At 48.6% G+C, this 22,191-nt stretch carries 21 protein-coding genes; 8 read left to right on the forward strand and 13 right to left on the reverse strand.

Going from position 1 to position 22,191, the window contains the following annotated elements:
* The first annotated feature begins 245 nt into the window (after window positions 1–245).
* The 6 genes from ACLBLI_RS08955 (at window position 246) to ACLBLI_RS08980 (ending at window position 5,930) form a co-directional block, all read left to right on the forward strand.
* Entirely contained in the window at window positions 246–1,082 is an 837-nt protein-coding gene (locus ACLBLI_RS08955) for an AAA family ATPase (protein ID WP_414830736.1), read from the forward strand.
* Window positions 1,082–2,263: a vWA domain-containing protein gene (locus ACLBLI_RS08960; protein ID WP_414830737.1), complete on the forward strand. Its 1,182-nt coding sequence runs from the start codon at window positions 1,082–1,084 to the stop codon at window positions 2,261–2,263. Before ACLBLI_RS08955 ends, ACLBLI_RS08960 begins: the two co-directional genes overlap by 1 nt.
* Window positions 2,264–2,333: 70 nt before the next feature.
* The gene (locus tag ACLBLI_RS08965; protein WP_414830738.1) at window positions 2,334–3,545 is read left to right on the forward strand and encodes an RDD family protein; all 1,212 of its coding nucleotides are present in this window, start codon (window positions 2,334–2,336) and stop codon (window positions 3,543–3,545) included.
* Window positions 3,542–4,525, forward strand: coding sequence for an XdhC family protein (locus ACLBLI_RS08970; protein WP_414830739.1), 984 nt, complete (start codon window positions 3,542–3,544; stop codon window positions 4,523–4,525). Before ACLBLI_RS08965 ends, ACLBLI_RS08970 begins: the two co-directional genes overlap by 4 nt.
* Window positions 4,510–5,166: a nucleotidyltransferase family protein gene (locus tag ACLBLI_RS08975; protein WP_414830740.1), complete on the forward strand. Its 657-nt coding sequence runs from the start codon at window positions 4,510–4,512 to the stop codon at window positions 5,164–5,166. The genes ACLBLI_RS08970 and ACLBLI_RS08975 overlap by 16 nt, the downstream gene beginning before the upstream one ends.
* 71 nt (window positions 5,167–5,237) lie before the next feature.
* The gene (locus ACLBLI_RS08980) at window positions 5,238–5,930 is read left to right on the forward strand and encodes a rhomboid family intramembrane serine protease (protein WP_414830741.1); all 693 of its coding nucleotides are present in this window, start codon (window positions 5,238–5,240) and stop codon (window positions 5,928–5,930) included.
* On the opposite strand, the gene ACLBLI_RS08985 is transcribed toward ACLBLI_RS08980, so the two are convergent.
* The 10 genes from ACLBLI_RS08985 to cmoA form a co-directional block, all read right to left on the reverse strand.
* Window positions 5,925–6,533 (reverse strand): MarC family protein, encoded by a 609-nt coding sequence (locus tag ACLBLI_RS08985; protein ID WP_414830742.1) that lies wholly within the window; start codon window positions 6,531–6,533, stop codon window positions 5,925–5,927. The genes ACLBLI_RS08980 and ACLBLI_RS08985 overlap by 6 nt on opposite strands.
* Window positions 6,530–7,150, reverse strand: a complete 621-nt coding sequence (locus ACLBLI_RS08990) for a methyltransferase family protein (protein ID WP_414830743.1) — start codon at window positions 7,148–7,150, stop codon at window positions 6,530–6,532. The genes ACLBLI_RS08985 and ACLBLI_RS08990 overlap by 4 nt, the downstream gene beginning before the upstream one ends.
* Window positions 7,151–7,172: 22 nt before the next feature.
* Complete coding sequence (locus tag ACLBLI_RS08995) at window positions 7,173–8,543, reverse strand: MATE family efflux transporter (protein WP_414830945.1); 1,371 nt, start codon at window positions 8,541–8,543, stop codon at window positions 7,173–7,175.
* Between the two features lie 5 nt (window positions 8,544–8,548).
* Entirely contained in the window at window positions 8,549–9,793 is a 1,245-nt protein-coding gene (glp, locus tag ACLBLI_RS09000) for a gephyrin-like molybdotransferase Glp (protein ID WP_414830744.1), read from the reverse strand.
* A 252-nt stretch (window positions 9,794–10,045) separates the two neighbouring features.
* Window positions 10,046–11,806 (reverse strand): sugar phosphorylase, encoded by a 1,761-nt coding sequence (locus ACLBLI_RS09005; protein ID WP_414830745.1) that lies wholly within the window; start codon window positions 11,804–11,806, stop codon window positions 10,046–10,048.
* A gap of 3 nt (window positions 11,807–11,809) precedes the next feature.
* Complete coding sequence (locus tag ACLBLI_RS09010) at window positions 11,810–13,033, reverse strand: glycosyl transferase (RefSeq protein WP_414830746.1); 1,224 nt, start codon at window positions 13,031–13,033, stop codon at window positions 11,810–11,812.
* An 8-nt stretch (window positions 13,034–13,041) separates the two neighbouring features.
* Window positions 13,042–13,866 (reverse strand): HAD-IIB family hydrolase, encoded by an 825-nt coding sequence (locus ACLBLI_RS09015; RefSeq protein WP_414830747.1) that lies wholly within the window; start codon window positions 13,864–13,866, stop codon window positions 13,042–13,044.
* Window positions 13,867–13,868: 2 nt separating this feature from the next.
* Window positions 13,869–14,738, reverse strand: a complete 870-nt coding sequence (locus ACLBLI_RS09020; protein ID WP_414830748.1) for a kinase — start codon at window positions 14,736–14,738, stop codon at window positions 13,869–13,871.
* Window positions 14,739–14,833: 95 nt separating this feature from the next.
* On the reverse strand, window positions 14,834–15,814 hold the full coding sequence (gene cmoB / locus ACLBLI_RS09025; protein ID WP_414830749.1) for a tRNA 5-methoxyuridine(34)/uridine 5-oxyacetic acid(34) synthase CmoB: 981 nt from the start codon (window positions 15,812–15,814) through the stop codon (window positions 14,834–14,836).
* Window positions 15,807–16,559 (reverse strand): carboxy-S-adenosyl-L-methionine synthase CmoA, encoded by a 753-nt coding sequence (gene cmoA, locus ACLBLI_RS09030; RefSeq protein ID WP_414830750.1) that lies wholly within the window; start codon window positions 16,557–16,559, stop codon window positions 15,807–15,809. Before cmoA ends, cmoB begins: the two co-directional genes overlap by 8 nt.
* A 173-nt stretch (window positions 16,560–16,732) precedes the next feature.
* Between cmoA and ACLBLI_RS09035 the strand changes: the two genes are divergently transcribed.
* Entirely contained in the window at window positions 16,733–17,368 is a 636-nt protein-coding gene (locus tag ACLBLI_RS09035) for a response regulator (protein WP_414830751.1), read from the forward strand.
* A 2-nt stretch (window positions 17,369–17,370) separates the two neighbouring features.
* A complete protein-coding gene (gene add, locus ACLBLI_RS09040) occupies window positions 17,371–18,366 on the forward strand; it encodes an adenosine deaminase (protein ID WP_414830752.1) in 996 nt (331 codons plus the stop codon).
* A gap of 111 nt (window positions 18,367–18,477) precedes the next feature.
* Here the strand turns inward: add and ACLBLI_RS09045 are convergent, their stop codons facing one another.
* The 3 genes from ACLBLI_RS09045 to fadE all read right to left on the reverse strand — a co-directional run bounded on the left by ACLBLI_RS09045 (window position 18,478) and on the right by fadE (window position 22,010).
* Window positions 18,478–19,119: a CAP domain-containing protein gene (locus ACLBLI_RS09045; RefSeq protein WP_414830753.1), complete on the reverse strand. Its 642-nt coding sequence runs from the start codon at window positions 19,117–19,119 to the stop codon at window positions 18,478–18,480.
* 12 nt (window positions 19,120–19,131) lie between these two features.
* Window positions 19,132–19,434, reverse strand: coding sequence for a hypothetical protein (locus ACLBLI_RS09050; protein ID WP_414830754.1), 303 nt, complete (start codon window positions 19,432–19,434; stop codon window positions 19,132–19,134).
* Between the two features lie 113 nt (window positions 19,435–19,547).
* Complete coding sequence (gene fadE / locus ACLBLI_RS09055; protein WP_414830755.1) at window positions 19,548–22,010, reverse strand: acyl-CoA dehydrogenase FadE; 2,463 nt, start codon at window positions 22,008–22,010, stop codon at window positions 19,548–19,550.
* Between the last annotated feature and the right edge of the window lie 181 nt (window positions 22,011–22,191).

The raw sequence follows: 22,191 nt of genomic DNA on the forward strand, positions 1-22,191 counted from the left end.
AATACAGGCTGGGTGATAGCGGCTGTGCAGTTACTCCCACCTGTGCAGTTGCCACCGCAGTTGGTGTTGCTACAGTAATACTGTAGCGCAAAGAGACAGCGACATGTGGTCACTTTTTAGGGGAGGGTAATGCCCACCTCAGTGCTTTTAAGAAAGTGGGGGAGACCGCTTCCTGGTGTGATCCGGTGGCAATATCAACAACGTGATTCAGTCTTGTGTACAGCAACTTTTCTTAAGGAACTTCCATGGCGTTTACCGGAACTTCAGATTACATCGCGACCAAAGAACTTCAATTGGCCGTTAATGCGGCAATAACGCTGGAGCGACCATTGCTGATAAAAGGGGAGCCGGGTACCGGTAAGACAATGCTTGCCGAAGAACTGGCGAAAAGCCTTGATGCGCCCCTTATCCAGTGGCACATCAAATCTACAACAAAAGCGCAGCAAGGGCTGTACGAATACGATGCGGTTTCGCGCTTGCGGGATTCTCAGCTTGGTGATGATCGCGTTCACGATATAGGTAATTATATTGTTAAAGGGAAACTTTGGCAGGCGTTTGAATCGGAACAGCGTCCGGTGCTTCTTATTGATGAGATAGATAAAGCGGATATCGAGTTTCCAAATGACTTGCTGCTCGAACTCGATAAAATGGAGTTTTTTGTTTACGAGACGCAAAAACGGGTGGTAGCGAAACAGCGCCCGATCGTGATTATCACATCTAATAATGAAAAAGAACTGCCGGATGCTTTTCTTCGCCGGTGTTTCTTTCATTACATTAACTTCCCGACACCCGATGAGATGCGACAGATTGTCGATGTGCATTTCCCTGGCCTGAAAAAGCAGTTGCTCGATGAAGCGATGTCTTCCTTTTTTGAGTTACGAGATGTACCCGGACTTAAGAAAAAGCCTTCAACTTCTGAACTAATAGATTGGTTAAAATTGCTTGTCGCTGAAGATATCCCACCAGAGGCGCTGCATAACAAAGACGGGAAGACTACGATTCCACCACTTTACGGTGCACTGTTAAAAAACGAGCAGGATATTCACCTGTTTGAGAAACTGGTCTTTATGGCACGCCGCTAATGCTCATCGATTTTTTCTTCACATTACGCAAATACCGCCTGAAGACGAGTCTTCGCGAGCTTCTCGATTTGCTTAATGCCATGAAAAATCACGTGGTGTGGGCTGACACGGAGGCATTTTATTACCTGTCCCGCACCATTCTGGTTAAGGATGAAAGCCAGTTCGATAAATTCGACAGGGCCTTTGCTGACTATTTCGAGGGCGTGGAAGCTATCGATTTGTTTGGCAAAGACATACCGGAAGAGTGGCTGCGTAAACAGATAGAGAAAACCTTAAGCGACGAAGAGAAAGCTCAGCTTCAGTCTATGGGAGGGCTGGAGCAGCTTATGGATACATTACGTAAGCGACTTGAAGAGCAGCAAAAGCGCCACCAGGGCGGAAACAAATGGGTAGGCACCGGCGGCACTTCGCCTTTTGGTGCATATGGCGACAATCCGGAAGGTGTCCGTATTGGACAGGACGGTAACCGCAGATTTTCTGCGGTAAAGGTGTGGGATAAACGTGAGTTTAAAAACCTGTCCAGCGACGTAGAGCTAGGCACCCGCAATATTAAAATGGCGCTGCGTAAACTCAGGAAGTTTGCCAGAACCGGTGCCAGCGAAGAGCTGGATATCTCCAGAACTATAGGCGAGACCGCAAAAAAAGGGGGCATGCTGGACATCCATATGTCCCCCGAGCGTCATAATGCGGTGAAAGTACTGATGTTTTTTGATGTCGGCGGGTCGATGGATCCCTATGTGAAATCCACTCAGGAATTGTTCTCAGCGGTGCACAGCGAATTTAAATACCTGGAATACTTTTACTTTCACAATTGTGTCTACGAAGAGGTCTGGAAAGACAACCATCGCCGCGATCGCGAACGTATATCAGTGTGGGATATCATTCATCGCTATGGGCCGGATTATAAGGTTATTTTTGTGGGAGATGCGACCATGGGTCCTTACGAGATTACTTATCCGGGAGGCAGCGTAGAGCACTGGAATGAGGAACCCGGCAGTGTCTGGTTGCAACGACTCACTAATCACTTTACTAAAGCGATATGGCTAAATCCGCAGCCTCAGCAATACTGGCCTTATTACGCCTCAATCGCAGTTTTGCGTGAACTGATGCAAGAAAGAATGTTCCCACTGACTCTCGAAGGTCTGACAGATGGAATCAAAACGCTAAGTCAGTCGCGGTAGTCTGCACGCTGGTCAACCCTCATGAACCACATTAAACTAATGGTCACGATCATGGCACGGAAGATAAATCATGAATGGCCAGCACGCGTCACCGGTTGAAGAACGGCAACCGCCATCAGGTCGCATACCCGCCGACGGTAATTTTGTAAACACAGCGGGTAATGAAGCATTTCCGCCACCACCGCTTATGTCAGGTGCAGAAACCCGGGAAATTGTTACACCGTATGCCTTTAAGGTCGCAGATGAACTGTTAGGTCAGCCACTGGCTTCGCCATGGCGAAGATTGTTTGCGCAAGTTATCGACCTTGCCGCTATTGCCGTATTAAGTACTGCAAATGCGTTTATTCTGGCATTTCTGGTGGCGCTGACTTTTTTTAAAGCTGGAAATAACCTCGCTCACCGCCCCCGACGTTCCCGCACCCGACGACTTCTTCGCTTCTCCGGAGCTACATTGCTGTTTTCAGTGATCTACCTCGCGGTGACAGCTTATAACGATATAGAACGCTATGACACTGAGCATGCCGATACTGGCGGACTGGTAACGCCGTTTCTTGGAGGCATCAATGTCGCAGCATGGAGCCTATGTGAGGATGATGATTGCAAACGTGAAGTTGCCAGCGAGTTTGGTGAAGCGATGGGTGAAAACCGCGCCTCTGCCGGACAAGTCCAAAACGTATTCGAGATACTGGTGTCTCGTAGTGACGAGCAGAGCAACGATGAAGCCATTCTTCGGGAGTTTTACCTGGGGACGTATAACAAGATGATCGAACAGCAAAAGACGGACGCGTCACCAGCAACGAACTCCGACGTCTCGACCTCTCCCTCAACAGTAACGTTGCCAGATTCAGCTTCCTCGTCTGGACAGTCAGATATTATCACTTTTAACGAGACCTCGCCGCCAGCATCCAGGTTCAGCCTGATAGAGATCGTGAAAGGATTGATCGCAGATTTGGGATTAGGTTTTGGCTGGGCAGCATTGTACTACAGTGTGTTCACTGCCTGGTGGCGCGGCAGCACACCAGGTAAACGTTTAATGGGGATAAGGGTATTGAAACTGGATGGCTCGACACTCACGCTTTGGGAGAGTTTTGGGCGTTATGGTGGTTACGGTGCAGGGTTAGCTACCGGACTGCTTGGGTTTGTTCAGGTGTTCTGGGACCCAAACCGTCAGTCAATACAAGACAAAATCGCGGAAACCCTCGTACTAAGAAAATCTGAAGAACTTAAACGTATAACAGCAAGTAGCCAGTCGTTATCTGGTACGCACGGCGAGGGAATATGAAGCACCATTTACTGCACGTGTTGCGGCATTGGGAACCACAAAAAGACGCATTTCAGTGGTTGTTGGCGACGGTCATTGAAACCGCAGGATCAAGTTATCGCAAAGCGGGCGCAATGATGTTATTTAATGACAGAGGCGATCAGCTTGGCGTAGTCAGTGGGGGGTGTTTGGAAAGCGACATTCTGCATCAGGCAAGGATGTGTTGGGAGTCAGGGAAAGCAAAAACCGTAACGTATGATATGCAGGAGGAAGGTGATATTGCCTGGCGCCTGGGTATAGGTTGTGGAGGCGAAGTAACCCTGTTATTGCAACCGGTTACTGCTGATGCGGAATATCTGGGCTTACAGCATGTGCTGGCATTGCTGGAATCCGGCCAGCCGGTCACTTATGCGGTGGAAATAGCTTCAGCTCAGCCTAATGCAAGGGTTAATGATACTGCTGTTAAGGGCGAAAATTGGTTTGCTCACCGCATCATGCCGCCGCCTTCGCTGGCAATTCTGGGGGGCGGTGTAGATGCCAGGCCACTGGCACAGATGGCGAATATACTGGGTTGGCGGGTACACGTGAATGATTCCCGTGCTCGCTACGCCAGATCAGAGGATTTTTCAGGGTGTCAGGTTAGCGATATCTCTACAGACAAATTATCTGGGGCTGCGTGGCTGAAAAACGCGAATGCTGTCATTGTGATGCATCATCAGGTAACCATGGATGCCAACGCACTGGCGCATCTGGCACACAATGCTGTACCGCAGTTACGCTATCTGGCATTACTGGGACCCTCACACCGATGTGAAAAGGTGCTTAGTGAAGCAAACATTCATCACTCATCGTTACCTGTTGAACTTCAGTCACCCGCGGGACTGGCGCTGGGGGGGGAGTTACCTGAATCCATCGCGCTGTCGATGATTGCGCAGGCTCATGCTGTGCTGCATAACAAAAGTGCAGTTCCGCTCAAAGGTAAGCCGTGCAGTTTCGGTTAGGGATAGTTATTCTCGCAGCTGGCGCGAGCGAACGCTACGGTGCCAATAAGCTCATCAGCAGGCATCCTTCCGGTTGCAGCCTTATCAGGCATACGGTACAGGTTTGTTTGCCGCTGTGTACTTTTCGCTCGCCTGTCGTTGTTACGGGGCGCTGGCATGACTCACTGAAGACTGAACTCTGTTTAGCGCCATGCCGGTTAACGTACAATGTGAACTGGCAGCAAGGGATGGGCACCAGTATCGCCTTTGGCGTTAACTCGCTGCTTATTAATGGCGGCAAGCCTGTTGACACATCGGGCGAGATGAATTCGCCCACCCACATTCTGATCGTACTTGGCGATCTACCGCTTTTGTCCACCGACAGTTTACTTGCGCTCACTCATACCGCGCAGCGTCACCCTCACAAAATCATCGCCAGTGCATGGCAACAAAACGTAACCGTACCGGCCATTTTTCCGGCAGAAGCCTTCCCTGTGCTCAAGTCACTGAATAACGATAAAGGCGCAGGACTTTACTTAAAAAAGGTAATGGCGGAAAAGCCGGACGATATCGAATTGGTTGCGCATGCTCAGGCTGGTGTGGATATCGATAAGCCATCAGACTGGCTATTCTGTGACTCAGCTGCGACAGGACATGTTTGACATAGTGGGGGCTTGTAAAAGCGCAAAGCGCACCAACCTCTACTGTATTCTTCTGCATAAAGTTGACGCAAATGGCCCACGAATTGGATCATGATCTTCGTAAAGCTATCACTCTCAGCATCGCTGCAGTCAGTGTATTGTGGGTGATCCAGTCTGCGGGCGTGTTGTTCTCTTTGCCCTTGAATGTGCTGGGGATCATGCCGCTTGACCCTGCGCGCTTGTATGGCATTCTTACTGCGCCACTGGTACATGGCTCATACGAGCATATTTTCAATAACACACTCCCCTTGATCGTGCTGGGTACTGCGCTTTGGTATGGCTATCCACGTTCACGATGGTGGGTCATTGCTTCAAGCTGGCTGGTTTCCGGCTTAGGCGTCTGGCTTTTTGGCCGGGAAGCCGTACATTTGGGCGCCAGTGGAGTGAGTCACGGATTGTTTTTCTTTTTGTTTACGGTGTCCGTTTTTCGTAGAGATGCCCGTTCGGTCGGCCTCATGATGATCGCGTTTTTTATGTATGGCGGCATGATTATGACTATCTTTCCTCGCGATCCTTCCATTTCCTTTGAAGCGCATTTCTTCGGTGCTGTTGGCGGCGTTCTCGCTGCGGTTACTTTGTGGCGCCGCGACCCTAAGCCAGTGTTAAAAAAATATAGCTGGGAAGGTGAGGAGGAACTCGACGACCCGGTTATCGGTGATTTATGGAAACGTTCTGCCACCGACGCGGATACCAACAGCGACAATGATTCAGAAAAAAGTCTATAACCCAAAGTAAACTTTAATTCCGGCCAGCGCATTGGCTGTTGCCAGTGACGCCAGGATAAGTCCCATTATACGGCTGATGACATTGGCTCCCATCTCGCCAATTATCCGGATGATGGCGTTTGCACAAAGCAGTAGAACAAGTGTAATCAGTAATACTGATAACATTACCAAAGCGGTTTGCGCCTGCTCCCATAAGGAATACACATCATTTTTGGTCAGCATCACCGCGGCTAGCATCGCCCCGGGACTGGCAATAGAGGGAACTGCGACCGGGAAAATTGCCCGCTCTTTAACGTTGTCAGTGAGTTTTATTTCCTGTTCAGGTTTCGCTTCTCCAAAAATCATAGACAGTGCGAATAAAAACAGCACAATGCCACCGGCAATTTGAAAGGCGGGCAGGGGAATTTGCATGGCATCAAGAATGATTTCTCCGGCCAGGATGAAAAACAGAAGAATGAGTGCAGACGCCAGTATAGCCAGCAGTGCCACTTTTCGCCTGGCTTTGGCATCCTGGCGTTTGGTGGCGGCAATAAAAACCGGAACGGTACCAATAGGATCAATTACCGCAAAAAAATAAATAAAAACCGGAAGTAATTCAATCATCGATTGCGCCAGTATGGGAGTGAAACGAAGCGTGGCGTTTTGCGTACATATTGATTAAACGTTTCCTGAAAGCGTTGACGCAAATGATCCTCCTCAAACAATACCTGCCGGTAAAGTGCCGATATCCCGATTATCATACACACCAGCGTAAACAGGCTGGGGTATGCAATGAAAAAGCCGCACTGACCCAATGCCACGCCAATGTAGCCGGGGTTTCTGCTAATACGGTAGGGCCCGGATTGCACCAGCATTGCAGGCGCGTGGTTATCAACGCCACTTCGCCAGTGTGATGCCAGTGTGTAGTTAGATACCAGCGCGAGCGCCAGCCCGGTTACCATCAGAACGATCCCGAAAATTGACAGGCCGACGCGCGGCGGTGTTGTCAATGGCCCATAATACACACTTAATTGCGGTGAAATTGCGATGGCAACGGTCGTGAGCCAAATGACAATCCGAAAGAGGCGAAACGTCATGTGATTCCACCAGTGTGATGAAAATTGTTCACCAGGATGAACCCGGGACAACCCGTCTCGCTGACGCCACAGGATCATCGTCGTGTAGAGTATCGCAACGAACGTGTAATAGCTGGCAAAGAAAGTGAACAATGCCTGCGTCATAGTGTCGTTATCCTTTTATCTTTCAGTCAGCCGCGAATTGGTAATTACGTTGACGCTGTATATACCAAAGCCTTGCGCCAAGTAAAACCGCCGCCGAGCTTAAACCGACGATAAAACCAATCCAGAAGCCTGCAGCTTCCATTGGAGCATCCGTTATCCAACTCGTTCTTCCTAAAATGATCCCACACGGCAATCCAATTAACCAGTATGCGATGAAAGTAATAATAAACATTGCGGTAGTATCTTTATAGCCACGCAGCGCATTGGCAGAAATTACCTGAATCGCATCCGAAAACTGGAACAGGGCAGCATAAATAAGCAATGCATTTGCCAGTTCATATACCGCTCGGTCGGTAGTGTACATACTGGTAATTATGCCTTTCGCCAACAACGTGAAAGAAGCCGTGCCTATCGCGACTATAAGCCCAATACTGATGGCACTTTTTACCGCCACCGCAGCTTGCTTACTCTGTTGTTGCCCAATTCGGTACCCCACACGGATGGATACCGCCATACCTAGGCTCAAAGGAAACATAAACATCAGCGCAGAGAAGTTAAGTGCGACCTGATGCGCGGCAACGGTATTTGCCCCAAAGGGCGCGAGCAATAGTGCCACGACGGCAAACAGGGTTACCTCGAAAAGCAGCGTCATGGCCACTGGGAACCCCAGCCGAAACGTTCGTAGCATGGCAAACAGGGAAGGCTGATATAAACGTGAAAATAAATTGTACCGGGCCAATGCGGGCGCAAATCGGGCATAGAAGAAGGTTGCCAGCATCATCGCATATATTACGATTGCGGTAGCTATACCGCAGCCTGCACCACCGAACGCCGGGATTGGACCTGCACCGTAGATGAACGAATAGTTACCCACAATGTTAAATCCCAGGCCAATCACGGTAATGATCATGGTAGGCTTGGTTTTACCAAGCCCCTCACAAAAGTTACGCAGCCACTGATAGAGCGCAAAGCCAGGCATTGCCAGAATGACGTAACGCACATAGTCCACCGTGATAAGATACAGGTCCTGCTCCATCGGGAAGAGAGCTACCAGTGCGGGGGTCAGCGGATATAGCAGAAGCATTACCAGACTGACAAACAACAGCACGTAACCTGCCTGCTGCGAGGCGTCGGCAACGTTGTCGAAAGATTTACTGCCATGAAGCCGGGAAATAATGGGAGGCAGGGCAAGCGCAATGCCCTGCAAAAAACACAGTAACGGGATTGTGATACTAAAGCCGAGTGCAACCGCAGCCATGTCAACCGCATCGTACCGACCGGCCATAATCGTATCACTGACACCCATAAGCATTTGCGTGATCTGAGCGATAAGCAGCGGCCAGGTTAAATTGATGAGGCGTCGGCTTTCCAGCGCAAACCGCTTAGTTACAATCCAGCTCATTGCGTGTTTTCCAGGTTGATTCGCAGAGCAAACGGGATCACCGTTACCCACTGTTCAGCATCAAAGCAGCTTTGTTCAGCAGGCAGTTCAAGGTAACAATTTGCCTGGGTAACAGACGACATCACACCAGAACTTTGATTGGGCAATGGTGTTACACGCCATTGCCCGTCTTGTGCGAACATGATGGCGCGCTGAAAATCGGTTCGGCCTGGACGACGTTTTAGTGACGTCGTCAGTCTTGCCTGTATTCGTAGCGGGGAAGTGGTTTGCCCTAATCCCTGCAGACGTTCAATGACAGGCGTCACCAGCATTTGCGTTGTTACGTAAGCAGACACTGGGTTGCCGGGAACGCCGCAAAACACCATGTTTCCAACCCGGCCAAAAGCAAAAGGCTTTCCGGGCTTAATGGCAACTTTCCAGAAATCTACCGTTCCCAACGTATCGATCACCGGTTTCACATGGTCTGCATCGCCCACCGAAACGCCACCGGTGGTGAGCAGCAGGTCCGTTTGTGACGACGCTTCTGTAATTGTGCGCGTTAATGTGTCAATGTCATCTTTCACGATACCGTAGTGAATAATCTCTACGCCGAGCTCCGCCAACAGGGCGCTAATTCCGGTACTGTTTGATTCATAAATCTGGCCTGCTTGAAGTGGATGACCTGGCTGACACAATTCATCTCCGGTAGCCATCAGGCCGACTTTTATTTTTCGGTAGACACTCACGGTGGTGATCCCCTGCGAGGCCAATAGCATCAGGTGTGCCGGGCTAAGCCTTGTGCCTTTAGTGAGGATGCAGTCACCTTTTGTGATATCGTTTCCACGTGCCCGCGTATTCTCGCCCTTTGAAGGCACATCAGTAAATTTTACGCCGTGTTCGCCGGTAATCGCATTTTCCTGCATGATCACTGTGTCAGCGCCTTTCGGAAGTGGCGCTCCCGTCATAATTCTTGCCGCCGTTCCGGGGGGTAATGACACGATATCCTGAGTGCCTGCAAGCACAGTTGTTGAAACGGGCAACATGTCGTTATGCGTTAAATCGGAGACGCAGACCGCATAGCCGTCCATCGCTGAATTGGTCCAAGGCGGCACATTTACTGGCGCAATCACATCGTTTGCGGCAATCCGCATCAATGCCTCTGACAACGGAATGGTTTCGCTCTCATCGACAGTGTGAGTCAGTGCGAGAGTGTGTTGCAGCGCGTCTTCTAAAGACAACCACTTTGACGTTGCTGACGGCATGATACAGTCCTGTTACCTGAATTAAGTTGCGAGGGATTATCCACGAAAGTTGCGTGTAATCCAATGTCATTGGAGCGACAAATACGACCGGATATCAACGGCAGAGAACAGCAATGGTGAAAGAGAAATCCGTGATATGCAGGACGTGTGCAACACCTGCTGTAAAAGTCACGTAAACGGAAATATGTGAAAACGGGGATGCGTGTTGCAAGAAGATAATGACGACAGTCAGAAAGACTGTCGTCAGAAGGTTTACTCAATATCCTGATTGCTTATCCACACGGTCTGATATGGCTTAAGTTGCAGGAAACCACCAACGTCTTTAATTTCGTCGCGGGTGATAAGATCCAGCCAGTTATCCGTGCCAATCAGATTGATGTCAGACAACAAAATGGATTGCTCTTCTTTGCTTATATTACTGATGCAAAACACACTTTGCTTGCGGTCAAGGCTCTGACGCCAATAGCCAAAAATCTGATCCCCCAACTGCAACGTGAATTGCGTTGCGTTAGGATGAAACGCGGGTTGCGCTTTGCGGATGCGTATTAGCTGCGAAATGCGGGTCAGCACTTTGTGGTGTTGCGAGTACGGAGAGTCAAGAAGTGCCTCAAGTTCTGAGTAGTCCCAGCGCTTGCGGTTGATTGAGCGATTCTGCCCGGTATTTGCCACTTTTTCATAGTCGTTAGACGTGCCAAGCAGACTATGTATATAAATTCCCGGAATACCTTCCATACCCAGCATGATCGCGTGTGCACAAATAAAACGGTCAACCTGGTATTTGTCCGGGCCTTCAGTAGTACCCTGCATCGCATCAAACAAAGTGATATTGATTTCATAAGGTTTTTGCTGGCCGTGATCAGACGCTCGCCAGGAAATTTTGCCACCGAAATTCTGCATGGTATGCACCAGTGAGGAAAGTTCGTCGTCGCTTAACAGTCCTTCTGCCGGGCGTAACCCAATACCGTCATGTGAAGCAATAAAGTTAAAATACGCGGTTCCGTTTTGGGCCGGGGGCATGCTCATCATCCAGTTTTTCAGATAACGGCAGTCGCCGGTAACCATGGTATTGACAAGCAACGGCGGTAACGAAAAGTTATAAATCGCGTGCGCCTCGTTAGCGTTTCCGAAATAGGTCAGGTTTTCCCGGTTAGGAATGTTAGTTTCCGTGATCAAAATGATGCTGGGATCCACATGCTCTACAAGCGTGCGTATCAGCCTTATGACCTCATGGGTTTGTGGCAGGTTGATGCAGGGGGTGCCAACGATTTTCCATAAAAATGCCACGGCATCGAGACGAAATATTTTTGCGCCTTTATCCAGATAAAGCCGGATGATCTCAATGAACGTAAGCAAAACTTTAGGATTTCTGAAATCAAAATCCACCTGGTCATGACTGAAGGTACACCAAACATACTTGGTGCCATTTTCTGTCTGTGTTTCTCTTAACAACGGCGATACGCGAGGACGCGTAACCATAGATAAATCATCTGATGGATCGCCGGTAAAAAAGAAGTCGCTGCCAGGGCCTTCTCCTTTGATAAAATTATCAAACCAGACGCTGCGGGCCGAGCAATGATTAATCACAAGATCTACCATCAGGCCGTACTCAGCAGCGATACGCTCTACCTCGGGCCAGTCTCCCAGCGATTCGTTGACACTCGAGTAATCGATAACAGAGAAGCCATCGTCTGAGCTGTAAGGGAAAAATGGCAGAATATGCACATTATTTACCGTGTTTTTGCAATAGGTGTGCAAAAAACGAAACAAGGTGAACAGGGGACGCTCGTGTTCGTTGATGACGCTATCACCGTACGTGATCATGATGATGTCATCTTCGTCCCAGTAGTTACAGTGTGCCTCTGGAAGCACAACATCATCATTTTCTTTCAGGCCGATAGCATTAATAAGCTGCGTAGCCAGTTCACCCACCGGTGTATCCAGAACGACATCGGCATAAATCGCCTGCAAGTGGTGGCTGACTTTCTCGTGAAGTAAGTTCCAGCGTGCTGTCATGATTTACCCTAAATATTCTGCAGTGTCGGCCTCTACCGCTTCTAAAATACGGTCAAGGATGTCTGGAACCGCGCTGGTTACGCGGTTCCAACTTGGAATAAACGGTGTTTCCATCGGATTTTCCAAAAAGTTTTGTCCGGCTTTCATAATATTGCTGGCAAACATTTCCACGGCTTTTTCTTCACTGTGGATATCGAGGTTCAGGCCATTCATAACTGCATCATTATGATAGGTCTCGATAAAATCCAGCGCAATTCTGAAGTAGGTTGCTTTAATTGAACGGAACATTTCATTACTGAAGGTAACACCTTGCGTGGCCAGCTTTCTGAAAACCGCTTTGGTGATGTCGATAGACATCTTTGAAAGGCCACCCTGGTCATTATTCAGCGACAGGTCCTGGTGTTTATGATCGTAAATATCTGCAATATCGGCCTGACAAAGCCGGTTGTGGGAATAGTTGCGGTGCATTTCAGACAATACCCCGATTTCAAGTCCCCAGTCACTGGGAATACGGATATCGTTAAGTACATCCCGTCTGAATGAAAATTCCCCTGCCAGTGGATAGCGGAAGCTGTCCATAAACTCCAGATACTCGTTATCACCCAGTATGCGTTTTAGTGCACGTAACAGTGGAGTAACGAGTAAACGAGAGACGCGACCATTGATTTTGCCGTCGGCCACGCGGGCATAATACCCTTTACAAAACTCGTAATTGAACATGGGGTTGGCCACTGGATAAATCAGACGGGCTAAAAGATCACGGTTGTAGGTGACAATATCACAGTCGTGGAGTGCAACAGACTCGGCCCTGTTTGAGGCTAAGACATAGCCCATGCAGTACCAGACATTCCTGCCTTTTCCTAGCTCCTTAGGCGCAAGGCCTTGTTTTTGTAAATCGTCATCTATGGCTTTGAGCCGCGGGCCATCGTTCCAAAGCACGCGATGATGCTGAGGTAGCTTATTAAAAAAGCCTAAAGCATGACGGTACTGGTCCTCGTTCGCGCGGTCCAGTCCAATCACAATTTCAGAAAGGTAGGGAACATGTGTTAATTCGTTAACGATATGCGGCAGGGCATCCCCTTCCAGTTCAGAAAACAAACTTGGCAAAATAAGCGCCATCGGGCGCTTTTGTGAGAAACGCAGTAATTCAGCTTCAAGTTCCTCAGTGGGACGTGCAGATAAATTGTGCAGGGTTGTTACCACACCGTTTTGATAAAAATCGGCCATGTGTCCTCCTAATGGGTAAGCGCAAGTAATTGAGTAAGCATTTCTGTCCAGCCTTTCGGGCCGAGTAGGGTGCTGGTATAAACCTGATCTTCTTTTTCTACTTCAGGGGGAGGGTGGCTCGGTGATGCTATTCGCACCGCGATATCCGCGGCCTCAAGCATGGCGATGTCATTTTTGCCGTCACCTAATGCAATCGAAGTTGCCGATTGCTGAGTTTGCCTGTCAAACTCATCCATAAACCATCTCAGTGCTGCCCCCTTGTTACAGTCGCCAGAGATATGGATAAATCTGCCGCCTTCCAGCGGATAGGCTCCGCGCTCTTTCATGGCACGGATAAATTTTTGTTTTGATTCGTCGTCGCCTGTCCATAAGACAGGTTCGCCAAACTGTCTTTGCGCCGCGCGACTGGCGGACGCTTCGTCCAGACCAGTGGCATCCTGTATTTCAGCAATAGACATATTACTGAAGTGATTCAGCTGTCCGCTAAAGTCCTGAGCGACTTTTTCAAGCAGCTTTAACCAGTAACCCTTAGAAGAAATAAAGGATTTACACCAGAATCCATCCTGCCAGATTGTGCCTGCAGGTTTCTGCTCAAAAAAACCGTGAGGAATGTAAATAGCTGCGCCATTTTCGACGATAAACGGGCCATCTAAGCCGATAGTGTCCCGCAGAACGATAAGTTCCGCATAGGTTTTACTGGTTGTCGGTATCACCGGAATGCCTCGCTCTTTCAGTGAGTCGAGGGTTGGCCGGGCGGCTTCGAAGCTATAAGTATCGTGATCCAGTAAGGTGCCATCCATGTCCGTGAATATCACATTATTTGCGAATGTCATGCTTACGCCTTATGTTGATTTATTATCTGGCGGTGCTCATCCAGTTCAAATACGCATTCACATCGTTGTGGCACAGTCTGGAAGCCGTACTCAGTGAGGCGTTGATAGTGTTGAATAAAACGTGCAACCTGCTCGTCAGACATCACGCCTGAGTTGTCTTTTACTCCACTGGCTGCGAGTTTGTGCTCCTGCTCACAGCGCCACCGATAGACATGATCAAATGACGGGCCTTTTAACATGCACCAAAAATTAACCTGCTCAAACAGTGTCTGGTATTCACCAGCTAACTGAGTATTTACAAAACGTCGCCAAATGCCAAGTGGATCTTCTTCAGCTTCAAGCTTATTCACAGGATTTCTTAATTCGGCATCAGATTGCGGCGGAACACCCAGGCACCATCCTTCTAATAAAATAATGTCTGGCGGGCTATTGGTGACTGGCCAGTCCGTAACGGGGTAGGGGTCATCCGTCGCTTTATTGAAGCGAGGAAGAGAAACGGTGCCATACTCTTTAAGCCGGGACAGCGTAGCCAGCGCAAGATCGGTATTATGGGTGCCGGGAACGCCGCGTGTCGCCAGCAAAGGATGAACTTTAACTGCCAGAGCGTTACGATCACTTTTTGAAAGGTAAAAGTCATCCAGCGACAGCGTAACAACACTCAATTGCTGTTTTGATGAGAAAAAAGCCGCCAAAAACGCTGCTAGTGTAGATTTCCCCGACCCCTGACAACCGTTGATGCCCACCACAAATGGTCTTTTTGCACTTTCGTAGTGCGTTGTGATTTGCTCCGCTAGCGGGTTGAACCATTTTTGTGCAGTGTCAGCATAAGTCTCCGGTAATCTGTGCGCTTTCAAAAAGCCTGTTATATCCATTTTACTACCTCATGAATGCTGTTAGTGCACATATGTAGTGAAACAGGTTACAACAATTGTGCCAACACATTGCATGTTGGCCTGTGTGGAAATGTTTATTTACGCGTCGCTATCAACACTGCACGTTTCGGTGCCGGATAACCTTCAATTGTGCGTGAAATATCTTCCGGGTCCAGAAAATCTTTCAGTGACTGTGAATCCATCCACGGCGTTGCACGTTGTTCTTCCAGTGATGTCACATTGACATCGGCCACACGTACGTTTTCAAAGCCAACACGTTCCAGCCATACCGTTAATGCCTCTACACTGGGCAAAAACCAAACGTTTCTCATTTGCGCGTAACGTTCACCCGCCATCAACACGGTGGTACTGTCCCCGTCTACCACCAGAGTTTCGAGGATAAGTTCGCCGCCTTTACGTAACTGATGTTTAAGCTGGCTGAGAAAAGCGATGGGATCTTTACGATGGTACATTACCCCCATAGAGAATACGGTATCGAATGCATCAAGTGGCTGCATTTGCTCAATTCCGAGCGGTAAAAAGTGGATGTTTTCAGCACGCAAGAAGTGTTGAACAGCCTGAAACTGAATGAAAAACAGTTGTGTAGGATCAATGCCAATGACCCGGCTAGCGCCTTCACCCAGCATCCGCCACATGTGGTATCCACTGCCGCATCCTACATCAAGTACGGTTCTCCCATTTAAGTCGCTGATATGGGGGATAACACGATCCCATTTCCAGTCTGAGCGCCATTCTGTATCGATAGTTACACCATGGATAGAATAGGGTCCCTTACGCCAGGGCATAAACTGCTTTAGCAAGCCCTGAATTTGCGCCTGCTGGTATTCAGAGACCGCCTTGCTGCTCACCGTCACACTTGTTTCTATATCTACTGACTCTGGTGTGATTTCGGGTAATTTTTCAAGCAATCGACACCATTTATCAAAGTCGCCGTGTTTGGCGTTGCTGTCCCATTCGCGAAGCTGTGCTGGCAAGGTTTCAAGCCAGTGAGACAGCGGGCTGGTTAAAAGAGAATGGTAACAATCCTCGAACCATTGCTTCGTGTGCTTATTCACCAGCGGTCTCCTGTGCGTGTTTTATTGCAACCATTGAGGTAAAGTTGTAGCACTTAAACCACATTACAACGTCGCTAAATCCAACTGCTTTCAAACGAGCTTCATGTTCCGCGAACGTGTCGGTAAGCATAACGTTTTCCAATGCTGCGCGCTTTTGACTGACTTCAAGTTCACTATAGCCATTTTGTCGTTTGAATTGGTGGTGCAGGTCAACGAGTAATTCGTTTCCTGCTACCGATGGGTGTCGGATTTTTTCTGATAGCACCAGAATGCCACCGGGAACCAAGCCATTAAATATCTTCAATAGCAGGTTTTCTCTGTCTGCGGGGGGAATAAACTGCAGTGTAAAATTCATTATCACCATAGACGCATTATCTATTTCAGTGTCTTGCGCACTCTGACAATTTACCTCGATCGGAGTAGGCAAAGAAAAGCTCTGTATGATGCGTTTACACCGGTTGGTCATCGCTTCAGAATTGTCAATACCAATGATATTACAGGGAATATCCTGCGTGGCGCGAGCAACGGCAAGGCTCGCAGCCCCCAGAGAGCAGCCTAAATCGTAGACTGTGGTATTGGGTTGCACTTTCGCTGCTGCTAACTCACCAATCGTGTTGATGATAGATTGGTATCCTGGTACTGATCGCTGAATCATATCAGGGAAAACTTCAGCTACGGTCTCGTCAAACCGAAAGTCAGCAACAGAGGATAAAGGAGAGGCGAAAAGGGTATCTGATTTTTGCACAATGGGCCTCGCTAAGTGGTGATAACGCGCAATTTTACCTGCTTTGAGGAGAATGCCAAATAAAGCTGGCAATTAAGCAAAATTATCCGTAGTTATCTTTGCGTTATGCTTTCCCTATTTAGACTAAAGTATTACTCTTAATGAAAGAGTTAAAAAGGAAGTTGTATTTCGTTATGACACGAATTCTGGTAGCAGATGACCACCCACTTTTCAGAGAAGCACTTAAAGGGGCACTGACGCCCTACTTTGAAGGCGCAGAAATCGTTGAAGCCGACAGCCTCGACAGTGCGCTGGTCGCGCTTGCGAGTGGCGCTGAAGTCGACCTTATACTGCTGGACCTGAAAATGCCCGGTGGAGAATATTTTAATGGCCTTATCAGTATTAAAGATGCGTACCCGATGATACCCGTTGCGGTGATTTCGGCCGCAGAAAGTGTTGAAGTTGTCGCACAGGTAATGAGTCTCGGCGCGCAGGGGTTTATCCCCAAATCCACACCCACCAAGGACATCGCCGAGGCAATTGTGTCAATTCGAAGTGGCAATAACTGGCTTCCACCAGGGATGCAGGAAGAGCTTGAAAAAGTGGATGATGATCTCAAGCTTTTGTTGCAGCGCTTCAGAGAACTAACACCCAAGCAAATACAGGTACTATCTTTTCTTCGAGCTGGGCTGATGAACAAACAAATTGCACATGAAATGCATGTTACTGAAGCAACAATTAAAGCGCACATTAGTGCCATTTTACGTAAGCTGGAGATAAATACCCGAACGCAAGCGGTGTTATTAATGGATAAGCTTCAGGTAAGCTAACGGTGCTTTCCACTTCATTACCCGTGGCAGAACTCCACCGCCACCTAGACGGTAGCGTGAGACCCTCTACAATTTGGGCGCTTGCCAATGAACATGGCATTTCGCTTCCTGTTGCCAGTGAGCAGGCACTAAGAGAACTTGCGATTATCCAACACCGTACGTCGGATTTACTGGAGTTCATACAAAAGCTTGAGTATGGAGTGTCGGTTTTAGCCGATGCTGATGCGTGTCGCCGCGTGGCATTTGAAAGTGTAGAAGACGCTGCGAGTGAAGGCATTAACTATATCGAAATGCGTTTCTCTCCGTATTTTATGGCAAGATCATTCTCACTCCCGATGGAGGCGGTGGTCGAGGCCGTTCTGGAAGGTATGCAGGACGCGGCGCAGCAGTTTGGTATAAATACCGGCGCTATTGGTATTCTCAGTCGTAGTTTCGGCGTAGCTGCCTGTGAGCGTGAGCTTAACGCAATCCTGACACAGCGGGACAGGTTTTGCGGTATTGATCTGGCAGGCGATGAGGCAGGGTACCCGGCCCGACTTTTTATCGCGCTGTTTAGACGAGCAAGAGATGCCGGACTTAATATTACCGTGCATGCAGGAGAAGCCGCTGGTCCTGAAAGTATCTGGGATGCGGTTAAGTTGCTGGGAGCTTCAAGAATTGGTCATGGCGTTGCGGCTATCCACGACCCGATACTCATGGACTACCTTGCCCGTCACGAAATTGGAATAGAATCTTGTCCCACCTCAAACTATCAGACGGGCGCGATGACCGATACGGCAAATCATCCATTGCGGAAATTTCTTGCCCAGGGGCTGGCAGTTACATTAAACACAGACGATCCAGGTATTTCTGACATTACCCTTGCTCATGAATATCAGGTAGCGGCAGACGTGATAGGTCTGGATGAAAAGGATCTGCAAACCATACAGGAAAACGCCCTGAAGCAGGCTTTTATGTCAGACTCCGAGAAAGTCCGGTGGCGAGAAATTTTTCGTTAAATGGCGAAGAGGTGTTACGCCAATTTCCGCAGCCAAGGATGTAGCACAACTATATTTAAGTCTGCTATCAGTGAATGTTGAATTTCATTTCCCTTTGATGGTCCTTTGGGGCTACTGGTTCTCAGGCGCTTCCTGAAACGCAGGTTTCTCCAGTTCTGTTACAATATCAATTCCTTTATTGGGTATCTCTTCGAAATAGCGATGCTGATTATCAATACGGCCTTTAGTGAGATACACCACCCAATACTCAACGTGAGGGGCGGAGAGATCCTTTACAAACGCAATTCCCATTTCATCCTGTTCCTGGTAGAAGGGAATTTTTCCCAGTAAGTGCTTGGAGTGGGTTTCAGAGTTTTTAAATGCTCGCCACACGCTGTAAACGGTAGCATAACCACCTGCAATGGCCTCAACCTGATTACTCATTGCATCGCCATAATACTCCGGAAGTTGAAATCCAGCTTCACGTAACCTTGAGTTGGGACTTCCCCCCAGGTTATGAAAAACAATGCCTTCTTCTGCCATTCGTTTGGCTTTATTTACGGCAATGGCAGTGAGCAGTCCGTTACAGCGTATCTCCGGACGCTGTTGTGCAGGATCTTCGATGATTGCGATAGCCAGCTCCATTGCTTTGTCAGAGTTTCCGCAAAGTTCAATATCATCGGGAACAGAAGCGGCGTGAGCCGGGAGAGATAAGCTGTTAAGCAGTAACAGCAAACCTGCAACCAGTAGGTTGTACGAAAGGTATAAGCGCATAAGTTTCTTATTTTAGTTAGGCAGCCAGCCGTTTTTCTTCATAATGTTCATGCCTTTTGGTGAAGATACGGGGATGAGTCCATACCTCCCGCAGACGGGACATTTTTTATTTTTCGACCAGAAGTAAAGTATTGCAAGTAATATCCCCACACCGCCTGCAATGGTTGAAACGAACAGCAGTAATAGAGCGGAAAAGAGAAAAGCAATACTAGAGGCGAGCACGTGAAAGGTGTTTACTGTCTTTTTGCGAGAAGAAAGTTGGCATGTGCTTTCACATTCTTTGCAAACATGGCTGGCACTGATCTGGTTTTCCATCGCTAAGACCTCTCGCTTTCTGCTGACCCCCTGTCAACGAGAAACCACGTTAGCATAGTTCAGGTAAAAAAAAAGCTGCCGAAAGGCAGCTTTTTCACGATCTTTTTGATTTATCAGGCCGCCTTACCTGACTTTTTGCTTCGGGACTTTTTCTCGACCTGATTCGCTATCAGCTCTTCGTGGTCAAAATCATCCACATTGATTGTCTGCAGTCGGCCGGCTTCCGTTCGACGCAGCAGAGCAGCTTCTTCTTCATTAATCACACCGTCTTTGAGGGCTTCTTCTGCCAGCACATCCAGTCGGGTAAACGGAAGTTTGACTTTCTTATGCTCACATATTTTGTCGAACACCGGTTGCGCGGCAATCACGTCATCCAGTGTTTGTTCCAGATCACCAAAAAGATTGCCTTCTTCACGGGTAAGGTACTGACCGTCACCCAACCTGCTGCGTGCCGAAGATGGAGTTTGCAGTAACATGGCAATTTTGTGCTCAAGTTTATCAGAAGGTTTATCTACACGACGCCCGAACGGCATGACCAATACACGCATCGCGCCGGCGATAGCACGGTTCGGGAAGTTATCCAGAAAATCGTCAATCGCGGTCTCAATATCATGCAATGTATTTTGCATAGCCCAGTGCATTAGCGGAAGATCTTCTTTCAGCCGGCCCTCATCATCGTAGCGCTTGAGGGTGGTACTTCCCATATACAAACCACTTAAGATGTCACCAAGGCGGGCAGACAGTCTTTCACGTCGTTTCAGATCGCCTCCGAGTACGCCCATAGATACATCCGTCAGTAATGCCAGATTGGCACTGTAGCCTTGCAACAGTTTGTAGTAGCGGGCTGTGTCATCGGTAAATGGTGCGCTGTGAAACGCGCCATTTGTCAGGCTGAACCAGATACTTCTCACCGTATTGGCAACGGCAAAACCGATATGACCAAATACTGCTTTATCAAAGGCTTTAAGACGTGCCTGTTTGTCTTCCAGGTTGGCAGCTTCAATCTCTTTGAGCACATAAGGGTGACAGCGCATCGCCCCCTGACCGAAAATCATCATATTGCGGGTAAGTATATTGGCTCCTTCAACCGTAATTGAAATGGGAGCACCCTGGTAGCCACGACCCAAATAGTTATTTGGCCCAAGCATGATGCCTTTACCACCGTGTACGTCCATAGAATCGTTAATAACCTGACGCATTTTCTCTGTCAGGTGATATTTACTGATCGCAGAAATCACAGATGGCTTCTCGCCTAAATCAACACCCACGGTAGAGAAACTGGTAACGCTGTCCATCAGATAAGCGTTGCCGCCAATCCGTGCAAGCATCTCTTCAACACCTTCCATGTGCCCTACGGGCATTCTGAACTGCCGGCGGATCCTGGCGTACGCTCCCGTTGCCAGTGCCACGGTTTTCGCGCCACCAGCGGCAGTAGAGGGTAGTGTGATACAACGGCCTACTGATAAACACTCCATCAGCATACGCCAGCCTTTACCGGCCATTTTCTGGCCACCGATGATAAAGTCCAGCGGCACGAAAATGTCGTTGCCACGGATAGGACCATTCTGAAATGGCGTATTCAGAGGGAAATGGCGACGACCGATATCTAACCCCTTGGTGTCACGGGGAATCAAAGCACACGTGATACCTAAGTCTTCTTTCTCACCCAGTAAACCGTCAGGATCCTGCAATTTAAAGGCAAGTCCTACCACTGTTGCTATCGGAGCAAGAGTGATATAACGCTTGTCGAAGGTCAGGCGCATACCGAGAACTTCTTCACCTTCCCATTCACCTTTGCACACCACCCCAACATCAGGGATCGCGCCGGCATCTGAACCGGCTTCCGGGCCGGTGAGGGCAAAGCAGGGAATTTCCTCACCATTGGCTAGGCGGGGCAGATAATAGTCCTGCTGTTTTTCTGTGCCGTAGTGTTGAAGTAGTTCACCTGGACCCAGTGAATTCGGTACACCTACCGTGCTGGAGAGAACAGCGCTGGACCCAGCCAGTTTCTGTAATACTCTGGACTGTGCATACGCCGAAAATTCGAGACCACCGTATTTTTTCTTAATAATCATTGCGAAAAAACGGTGCTCTTTCAGGAAATCCCAGATTTCTTTCGGTAAGTCGGCTTCTTTGTGGTTAATTTGCCACTCATCGACCATGTGACAAACACGATCAACCGGACCGTCCAGAAATGCCTGCTCCTCAGGCGTTAATCTTCCTTTAGGAATACCATGAAGTTTGTCCCAGTCGGGCTTCCCACTAAAGATATCGCCATCCCACCACACGGTGCCGGCATCAATGGCTTCCTGTTCGGTGCTGGACATCTCGGGCATGACTTTGCGATAAAAAGCCAGCAATTTGCTACTGATGTATGGTTGTCTGATGTCTGCAACAGTCAGGGGGACCGCAAAAATCAGAAATAATATCCAACCAAGCAGGCCAATGTCGCCAAACAGGGTGCCCAGCACCATGACTGCACCCGCAGCAGCGACAGCATTAATGAGGGTAGTTCGCTTGTAGCTGGCTACAGCCAGGGTAAGCACTACCAGTAAAAACCAGATAAATTCTGCCATACGTCACTCCTGATAAAGGCAAATTATTAGTATAATGACTTTGTCTGAATAAATAGCGGCATTGTTGCCAAAATGATCACTCTTTTTCAGGTTTGAGAAAGTTTGTCCCGCGTCATCATTTGAGGTCAGACCAGCGTACTTTAAACGTATACAGTAAGACCGTAAAGATCAAGGTTGCGAA

This window comes from Alteromonas sp. H39, from assembly GCF_047556435.1.
Taxonomy (GTDB): Bacteria; Pseudomonadota; Gammaproteobacteria; order Enterobacterales; family Alteromonadaceae; genus Alteromonas.

Bases quoted from the DNA above. Each gene is read 5' to 3' on its own strand.
- ACLBLI_RS09020 (WP_414830748.1), bottom strand. From the start codon at position 14,738: ATGGATATAACAGGCTTTTTGAAAGCGCACAGATTACCGGAGACTTAT.
- ACLBLI_RS09050 (WP_414830754.1), bottom strand. From the start codon at position 19,434: ATGGAAAACCAGATCAGTGCCAGCCATGTTTGCAAAGAATGTGAAAGC.
- ACLBLI_RS09005 (WP_414830745.1), bottom strand. From the start codon at position 11,806: ATGACAGCACGCTGGAACTTACTTCACGAGAAAGTCAGCCACCACTTG.
- ACLBLI_RS09035 (WP_414830751.1), top strand. From the start codon at position 16,733: ATGACACGAATTCTGGTAGCAGATGACCACCCACTTTTCAGAGAAGCA.
- ACLBLI_RS08970 (WP_414830739.1), top strand. From the start codon at position 3,542: ATGAAGCACCATTTACTGCACGTGTTGCGGCATTGGGAACCACAAAAA.
- ACLBLI_RS08960 (WP_414830737.1), top strand. From the start codon at position 1,082: ATGCTCATCGATTTTTTCTTCACATTACGCAAATACCGCCTGAAGACG.
- ACLBLI_RS08955 (WP_414830736.1), top strand. From the start codon at position 246: ATGGCGTTTACCGGAACTTCAGATTACATCGCGACCAAAGAACTTCAA.
- fadE (WP_414830755.1), bottom strand. From the start codon at position 22,010: ATGGCAGAATTTATCTGGTTTTTACTGGTAGTGCTTACCCTGGCTGTA.
- ACLBLI_RS08965 (WP_414830738.1), top strand. From the start codon at position 2,334: ATGAATGGCCAGCACGCGTCACCGGTTGAAGAACGGCAACCGCCATCA.
- ACLBLI_RS08990 (WP_414830743.1), bottom strand. From the start codon at position 7,150: ATGACGCAGGCATTGTTCACTTTCTTTGCCAGCTATTACACGTTCGTT.
- ACLBLI_RS08985 (WP_414830742.1), bottom strand. From the start codon at position 6,533: ATGATTGAATTACTTCCGGTTTTTATTTATTTTTTTGCGGTAATTGAT.
- ACLBLI_RS08980 (WP_414830741.1), top strand. From the start codon at position 5,238: ATGGCCCACGAATTGGATCATGATCTTCGTAAAGCTATCACTCTCAGC.
- glp (WP_414830744.1), bottom strand. From the start codon at position 9,793: ATGCCGTCAGCAACGTCAAAGTGGTTGTCTTTAGAAGACGCGCTGCAA.
- ACLBLI_RS09010 (WP_414830746.1), bottom strand. From the start codon at position 13,033: ATGGCCGATTTTTATCAAAACGGTGTGGTAACAACCCTGCACAATTTA.
- ACLBLI_RS09015 (WP_414830747.1), bottom strand. From the start codon at position 13,866: ATGACATTCGCAAATAATGTGATATTCACGGACATGGATGGCACCTTA.
- ACLBLI_RS09045 (WP_414830753.1), bottom strand. From the start codon at position 19,119: ATGCGCTTATACCTTTCGTACAACCTACTGGTTGCAGGTTTGCTGTTA.